General features: G+C 61.4%; 2 protein-coding genes. Both read left to right on the plus strand.

Features of this window, described 5'->3' with window-relative positions; genetic code table 11:
- A partial coding sequence (locus ACZ9W6_RS17515) for a phosphopantetheine-binding protein (protein ID WP_465192472.1) occupies window positions 1-302 on the plus strand: 302 nt, incomplete at its 5' end.
- A 186-nt stretch (window positions 303-488) separates the two neighbouring features.
- The coding region (locus tag ACZ9W6_RS17520; protein WP_465192473.1) for an amino acid adenylation domain-containing protein at window positions 489-3,726 on the plus strand (3,238 nt) is incomplete at its 3' end.

Below are 3,726 nucleotides of genomic sequence, written 5' to 3' on the forward strand. Positions count from 1 at the left end.
GCGAGTACATCGAACCAGTAGGTGAAGTCGAACAGAAACTGGCCGCCATCTGGGCCGAGGTGCTGGGGGTGCAGCAAGTTGGCCGCAACGATAGCTTCTTCGAGCTGGGCGGGCATTCGCTGTTGGCAGTGCAACTAGTCGCCAAGGTGCAAACCGAATGGCGACTGCCATTCGAAATCCGCCAGGCATTCGCGCAGCCGACACTGGCAGGGCAAGCCCAATTGCTGACAGCAGCCACATCGCCAGCACAGCAACAGGCCAGCCTGAACGCACTGGATGCTTTCATGGATTCATTGCTCTAAGTGATACCTGCCATGCCACTGGGCCTGGATAACCATGACTCGGTGGCGTGATCGGGCAAACGCAAGACGAAAAAGCCGGCGGTTCCCCCGTCGGCTTTTTTACTTTTAAACAACTTGCGCAGCAAAGCGTCATCCCGGTATAGCCATGCCAGCTGCTTGCTGGCTCCCCAATCATGGAGCGCCCGGATGGACACCGCCGTTTTACACAGCATTGCCGAAAAATTTGCCCGACTCGCCCCCGAACAACGCCGAACCGCCTACCGGAAGCTGCAGGCCGAGGGATTTGCTCTGGGGCAGTTCCCCATTTTGCCAAGACTGAATCCCGACGAATCTGAGACCGCCTCCTACGCCCAGCAGCGCATGCATTTCCTGTGGCAGCTCGAACCCGCCAGTAGCGCCTATCACATCAGCGGCGCGCTGCGTCTGGCGGGTGATGTGTGCCCAGACGTGATCGACCGCGTATTTGGCGAGCTCGTCGCCCGTCACGAAGCGCTGCGTACCGTGTTTGTACCGGGGGAAGACGGTGCCATCCTGCAACGGGTACTGCCAGCAAGCGATTTTGCTGTCGCGGTGCATGACGTACGCGCGCTGGATGAGGGCTCCCATCCGGTCGCAGCGCAAAGCTTTGCCGATTCACTGCAACACACCCCGTTCGATCTGGCCGCTGGCCCGTTGTTGCGGGTCGGCCTGATTCAGGAGTCAGACACCCAAGCGGTGCTGGTGGTGGTGATGCACCACATCATTTCCGATGGCTGGTCGATGGAAGTGATCGTCAAGGAATTCGTTGCGCTGTATCAAGCGGCCGTGTCGGGTACTGCGGCCAAGCTTTTGCCATTGCCGATCCAGTACGGCGACTATGCGCAGTGGCAGCGTCACTGGCTGGAAGCGGGTGAACGCGAACGTCAGCTGGCTTACTGGCGTGAACAGTTGGGTAGTGATCATCCGGTGCTGCAATTGCCTGCTGATCATGCCCGTCGTGCCGATGGTCAGTATCGTGCGGCGCAGCATGCGGTTTCTGTACCCGCCGAGCTGGCGCAGGCATTGCAGCAACGCGCCCGCGAGAACGGCAGCACGCTGTTCATGCTGCTACTGACCGCGTTCCAGGCTTTGCTGCATCGTTACAGTGGCCTGGCTGACATCCGTGTCGGGGTACCGATTGCCAACCGCCATCGCGTCGAGACCGAGAACGTCGTGGGCTTCTTCGTCAACACCCAGGTGTTGCGTGCCGAGATTGCCGGCCGGATGACACTGGCCAGCCTGCTGGCACAGGTGCGTGAACGCGCACTGGGGGCGCAGGCGCATCAGGACTTACCGTTCGAACAACTGGTGGAGGCGCTACAACCGGAACGCACGCTGGGCGTGTCGCCGCTGTTCCAGCTGATGTTCAACCATCTGCGCGAAGCCGGTGGTCAGTTGGCGCAGTTGCCGGGTCTGACTATCAGCGATTACGCACTCGGCGAACAGGCGGCACAGTTTGAACTGACCTTGAACAGCGTGGAACTCGACAACGGCGGCCTCGCGCTGTCCTTTGATTACGCCCGCGAGTTGTTCAACGCCGACACCGTCGCCCGTTGGGCCGGGCATTATCTGGCGATGCTGGATGCACTGGTCAATGCACCAGAGACGGCCATTGCCGATGTGGCTTTGCTGTCCGCTGCCGAACACACCCTGCTGCAAAGCTGGGGCGTCAACGAGACGACTTACCCTGACGTCAAACCGGTGCACGAGCTGTTCGAAGCGCAGGCTGCGGCCAACCCTGAGGCCATCGCGCTGATCTTTGGTGACAGCGAGCTGACCTACCACGAGCTCGACAGCCGCGCCAACCGCCTCGCGCATCAATTGCTGGCGCAAGGTATCCGCCGTGAAGCGCGTATCGGCATCGCGCTGGAGCGTAGCATCGAGATGGTCGTCGGCTTGCTGGCGATTCTCAAAGCCGGTGCCGCCTACGTGCCGCTGGACCCGGACTATCCGGCCGATCGTCTGGCGCATATGGTGGAGGATGCCGGTTTGAGCCTGCTGCTGACCCACTCGGCGCTGATCGACAAACTGCCTGCAACCAACGTGCCGCTGGTACTGGTGGATATCGTGCCGGATGCCGACTATCCGGCCAGCAAGCCAGCCATCAGTGTGCATCCGGAACAGCTGGCGTATGTGATCTATACCTCGGGTTCGACAGGGAAGCCGAAGGGCGTGGCGGTGGCGCATGGGCCGATCAGCATGCATTGCCGCGCGACAGCACCGCTGTATGATATGAGCGCGGCGACTCGTGAACTGCACTTCCTGTCTTTTGCTTTTGATGGTGCGCACGAGCGCTTGCTGACCATTTTCCATGCCGGTGGTGCTGTACTGCTGCGCGACAACACGCTGTGGAGTCCGGCGCAAACGCTGGCTGCGATGCAAAAATGGCAGGCCACGCATGGCGGTTTCCCGCCCGCTTACTTGCGCGAAATGATCGAGTCGGCCAAACACACGTCATTCGAACACAGGCTGCAACTGTGCTCTTTCGGCGGCGAAGCCATGCCTGGCGAGAGCCTGGCGGCTATCCGCGAGCACCTGCACGCGCAAACGCTGATCAATGGTTACGGCCCGACCGAAACCGTGGTCACCCCGATCTTATGGCGCAGTGATGAAGATAGTCATTGCCGCAGTGCCTACGCCCCCATCGGCCGCCCGGTCGGCGAGCGCGTGGCCTATGTACTGGATGCCGATCTTGCGCTGGTACCGCCCGGTGTGGCTGGCGAGCTATATCTGGGTGGCTACGGCCTCGCCCGTGGTTATCTCAACCGTGCCGCTCTGTCAGCCGAACGCTTCATCGCCGACCCGTTCGATGCCAACGGCGGTCGCCTCTACCGCACCGGCGATCTGGTGCGCTGGAACAGCGATGGCCAGCTCGAATACTTGGGCCGCATCGACCATCAGGTCAAGATTCGTGGCTTCCGTATCGAGCTGGGCGAGATTGAAGCGCAGCTCCTGGCACAGGAGGCGGTACGTGAGGCGGTGGTGATCGCCCGTCACGATGGTGGCAATACCCGACTGGTGGCTTATGTATCGCTGAAGGCTGGCGAGACGACCGATGCGGCCAACCTTAAAGCCGCGATTGCGAGCACTCTGCCCGACTATATGCTGCCATCGGCCATCGTGCTGCTGGACGCGCTGCCGCTGAACCCCAACGGCAAGGTGGATCGCAAGGCGTTGCCGGCACCGGAATTTGCCTCTGCCGGCGAGTACATCGCACCTGAAGGTGAAATCGAAGAGAAGCTCGCCGCCATCTGGGCCGAGGTGCTGGGGGTGGCACAGGTTGGCCGCAACGATAGCTTCTTCGAGCTGGGCGGGCATTCGCTGTTGGCGCTGACGCTACTGGAACGCATGCGTCGCGACGGCTTTAGCGTGTCGGTGAAGACGCTATTCCAGCAGCCGGTGCTGG

It is taken from the genome of Vogesella lacus, assembly GCF_979366295.1.